Annotated in this window: 2 protein-coding genes and 1 pseudogene; 1 reads left to right on the forward strand and 2 read right to left on the reverse strand. The window is 70.7% G+C overall.

Annotated elements, in window-relative coordinates; genetic code table 11:
* Positions 1–24 precede the first annotated feature (24 nt).
* A complete protein-coding gene (locus K8V84_RS00650; protein ID WP_304069184.1) occupies positions 25–2,454 on the forward strand; it encodes a GH92 family glycosyl hydrolase in 2,430 nt (809 codons plus the stop codon).
* A gap of 59 nt (positions 2,455–2,513) precedes the next feature.
* Here the strand turns inward: K8V84_RS00650 and K8V84_RS00655 are convergent, their stop codons facing one another.
* Entirely contained in the window at positions 2,514–3,998 is a 1,485-nt protein-coding gene (locus K8V84_RS00655; protein WP_304069185.1) for an AbgT family transporter, read from the reverse strand.
* 130 nt (positions 3,999–4,128) lie between these two features.
* Positions 4,129–4,460, reverse strand: a pseudogene (locus K8V84_RS00660) (poly(3-hydroxybutyrate) depolymerase); the annotation flags it as partial.

The raw sequence follows: 4,460 nt of genomic DNA on the forward strand, positions 1-4,460 counted from the left end.
CCCGCCACCTCGCAGAGGATCCCGATGCCCCCTTCCTCCCGCATGTCCCGTGCGCTGCCCGCCGCGCTGTGCGCCCCGCTCCTCGCCCTCGCCCTGATCGCGCCCTCCTCCCCCGACGCGAACGCCGAAGCCGCCCCCGACCTGGTCACCGACCCTGTCGGGTACGTCGACCCGTTCATCGGCACCGCGGGCGGCGGCAACACCTACCCCGGAGCGGTGCGCCCCTTCGGGATGGTCTCGTGGAGCCCCACGACGACCCCCGGCGACCAGACCGACACCGGCGCCGCCAACGGCTATCACTACGACACCACCCGGGTGCGCGGCTTCGCCCTCACGCACGTCAACGGGGCCGGCTGCCACCCGGGCGCGGCCGGGGACCTGCCGATCATGCCGGTGACCGTCCCCATGGACTCCTCCCCCGGCGCCGACACCACCGACGAGATCTACGCGAGCGACTTCGACCACGAGAACGAGTCCGCCGAGCCCGGCCGCTACACGGTGACCCTGGCCAATGGGGTGAACACCGACCTGACCGTGACCGATCGGGCCGGGGTGGGCGAGTTCTCCTTCCCCGAGGGCGACCCGGCCACCCTGTTGCTGCGCACCTCCAACTCGCTCAACGGCAGTGAGGAGGCCGAGATCGACATCGACGAGGAGACCAGAACGGTGTCCGGGTCGGTGCTCACCGGTTCCTTTTGCGGCCAACGCGCCAACGGCGGAGAGAACAACCGCCGTTCCTACTACCGGCTGCACTTCACCGCGAGCTTCGACACCGACTTCAGCGAGGTCGGTGCCTGGGAGGACGACGAGCTCATGCCCGGGGCCACCACCGCCTCCGGCGGCGAGGGCTACGACCGTGACGCCCGCCGGGGACGTGGTTCGGGCGGCTACGTGTCCTTCCCCGAGGGGTCGACCGTACAGATGCGCGTGGGCGTCTCGTACGTGAGCGCCGAGGGCGCCCGGGCCAACCTGGAGGCCGAGGCCGGAGGCTACGCCACCGTCGAGACGGTGGCCGAGCGGGCGAGCCAGGCCTGGAACGAACGGCTGGGCGCGGTCGCTGTCGGCGGCGGCAACGAGGACCTCTACACCGAGTTCTACACGTCGCTCTACCACTCACTGCTCCAGCCCAACCTGGTCAGCGACGTGGACGGGCGCTACCCGGGCATGGACGGTGAGCCCCAGCGGATCGTCGATGGACAGGGCGCGCAGTACTCCAACTTCTCCGGGTGGGACCAGTACCGCGCCCAGATCCAACTGTCGGCGCTGTTGGAGCCGGAGGTGACCGGGGACTTCGCGCAGTCGCTGCTGAACTTCTCCGAGCAGAACGGCGGCGTGTGGGACCGGTGGGTACACGTCAACGGCCCCACGCACGTGATGACCGGTGACCCGTCGGCGATCACCCTGGCCACGTTCGCCGCGATGGGGGTGGACGGCTTCGACGCCGAGGCCGCCTACGCGTCGTTGCGGGCCCAGGCCACCGAACCGCATCCGGACGGGTTGTCCGACGCGGGTTGCCCGGGTCAGTGCGAGGGGCAGCGCCCGAACCTGGAGCGCTACCTGGAACTGGAGTACGCCCCGCACGACGACTGCCACTGCTGGGGTGGTGCCGCCGAGACCCTGGAGGGGTCCCTGGCCGACCACTCCCTGGGGCGGTGGGCGCGGCGGCTGGGGCTTGAGGAGGACGCCGAGATGTTCGCCGACCGGGGCGGGTACTGGCGCAACGTCTTCGACCCGGAGGCCACCGAGGACGCGGGCTACATGCGGGCCCGCGACGGCGACGGTTCCTGGGTGGGGCCCTTCGATCCGGCGTCGGAGAGCGGGTTCGCCCAGGGCACGGCGGCGACGTACACGTGGATGGTGCCGCACGACGTCGGTGGTCTGGCCGAGGCGATGGGCGGGCCCGACGTGGCCGCCGAGCGACTGGACGGGTTCTTCCGCACGCCCGACGGTGAGTGGTCGGTGGGCGGCGGTGACCCGCTGCGTTACGACCCCACCAACCAGCCGGGGTTGCACACGCCGTGGCTGTACAACGGGTTGGCGCAGCCGTGGAAGACCCAGGAGACGGTGCGGGAGGTCATCGCGTCCCAGTACGGGACGGGCCCGGCGGGCCTGCCGGGCAACGACGACCTGGGGACCATGTCGGCCTGGTACGTGTTCGCGTCGTTGGGGTTGTTCCCACAGGCGCCCGGGCGCGGTGAACTGCTGCTGTCGAGCCCGGTCTTCACCCACGTCCGTCTGACCCCGCCGGGGCGCGGTCCGATCACCATCAGCGCCCCCGAGGCCGGCCCGGACTCGGTGTACGTGCACGGGGTGCGCCTGAACGGGAACGGACATCCGCGTTCGTGGCTGCCGGAGTCGTTCCTGGAGGAGGGCGGGCACCTGGAGTTCGACCTGGGCACCGAGGCCGACACCACGTGGGCGACGGCGCCCGGGGAACCGCCCGTGGACCGGTGAACGCGAGGCTCCGGGCCCGACGGTGTCATGACACCGTCGGGCCCGGAGCGCGTTCTCGGTCAGCGCACCGGGGCACCGGGGCCGAGCGGGACTCCCAGGGCCCACCAGGCCAGGAACAGCAGGGTCCAGACCACCGTCATGCCGATCGCCAGCGGCAGGGTGTAGGAGGCCAGGGTGCCGATCCCGGCACTCTTGCGGTACTGCTGCAAGAACCCGAGCGCCATCACGAAGTAGGGGCTCATCGGGGTGATGGCGGTCGAACCGGAGTCGGCGATCCGGAACAGCGCCTGGGTGGTCTCGGCGGGCACGTCGATGAGCATGAGCATCGGCACCAGGACGGGTGCGCAGATCGCCCACATCGCCGAACCGCTGGTGATGACGATGTTGATCAGGCTCAGCAGCACCAGGATGAACAGGAACAGCACGACCAGCGGGATGCCGCTGGTCTGCAGGGCCTCGGCCGCCCGCACCGCGATCACGTCGCCGATGTGGGTCCAGTCGAAATAGGCCAGGAACTGGGAGATGGCGAAGAACAGCACCAGAACGGGTGCCATCTGCTTGATGCCCTGGACCATCAGCGCGGGCACGTCGCCGGGCTTCTCGATGGTACCGACGCGGTGTCCGTAGACGATGCCGACCAGACCGAACAGCAGTGCCACCAGCGCACCGACCCCGGTGAGCAGCGGCGACTCGGCCAGGCCACCGTCCTCACCGCGCAGCGGGGAGCCTTCCGGGACCACGATGGCGGTCAGGACGATCAGGGCGATCACCAACGCGACCAGGGCGCGGCGCAGACCGGAGCGCTCGGCGTCGCTCAGGTGCAGCGAACCGATGTTCTCCAGGTCCGCGTCCGGGTCGGGGTCCAGGTCGGGTCGCTTGGCCAGGACGAACTTGGTGATCACTGTGATGACCGCGGCCAGTACCACCGAGGAGGCGATGTTGAAGTACCAGTTGCTCAGCGGCGAGACGAAGGCTCCCGGGTCCACGACCTGGGCGGCGGCCGTGGTGATGCCCGCGAAGATGGCGTCGTTGGGGGTGGGGATCGGACTGGCGTCGTAGCCGGAGGCGATGGCGGTGTAGGCGACGACCACGCCGAGGATCGGTGAACGCCCGACCGCCCGGAAGGCCAGACCGCCGAGGGGGACGAGGATGATGTAGGCGGCGGCCGAGGCCACGTGCGCCATCGTCCCGGCGAAGGCGACCGCGAACACCACCCAGCCGGTGGGGACACGGGAGACGCTGACCCGCATGAGCGAGGACAGGAAACCACTGCGTTCGGCCACCGCCACACCCATGATGACCGCGACGATGGTCGCCATGGGTGGGAACGCGGCGAAGTTGTCGATCATCGTCGACAGGGCCATCGCCATGCCCTCGCCGCTGAGCAGGTTGCGGACCACCACGGTCTCCCCGTCGCTCGGGGAGACCACGGAGACGTCGAGCCCCGCCATGACGGCGCTGGCCACTCCCAGGATCGCGGCGAGGATCCAGAACAGCCAGAACGGGTGCGGGAGCGCGTTGCCGACCCGCTCGATCACCGCCATGGCGCGGATGAGGCGCGGCAGCGGTACGTCGTTGCCCGTGGTCGGGTCGCCGGTGCGGTCGGATCCGGTGGCCTCGGGGCCGCCGGAGGTGGGTCGGGACATGGGGTACTCCTGGGCTGTGCGGTTCGGGTCAGACGAGGGGCAGGCGAAAACGGCTCATGAACCGCCACATCTCCTCGTGGGCCTCGATGGTCCGGGTGGTGTGGCCGCCGCCGCTGTAGGAGTCGGCGCCGGGCCAGGTGTGACCGCCGCCCTCGACGGCGACGTGGCCTACCGCGGTGCCCGGCGCGCAGCCGGTCCAGCGGTACTCGGTGATGTCGGGATCGACCCTGCGGGTGCGCGGCTCGGGTCGGCAGTCGCCGGCCTCGGCCCGTTCGGCGTTCCAGGTCGCGAGGTCGGGCAGGCCGCGCTCGAGGTCTCCGGTGTAGGGGATCGTGGCGTCCTCGGTGCCGTGGAAGGACA

Origin of the sequence: Nocardiopsis listeri (assembly GCF_020741345.1) — a bacterium.
Lineage (GTDB): Bacteria > Actinomycetota > Actinomycetes > Streptosporangiales > Streptosporangiaceae > Nocardiopsis > Nocardiopsis listeri_A.

What these genes read in the sequence shown, in the direction of transcription:
- K8V84_RS00650 (WP_304069184.1), top strand. Translation starts at nt 25, where the DNA reads ATGCCCCCTTCCTCCCGCATGTCCCGTGCGCTGCCCGCCGCGCTGTGC.
- K8V84_RS00655 (WP_304069185.1), bottom strand. Translation starts at nt 3,998, where the DNA reads ATGGCGGTGATCGAGCGGGTCGGCAACGCGCTCCCGCACCCGTTCTGG.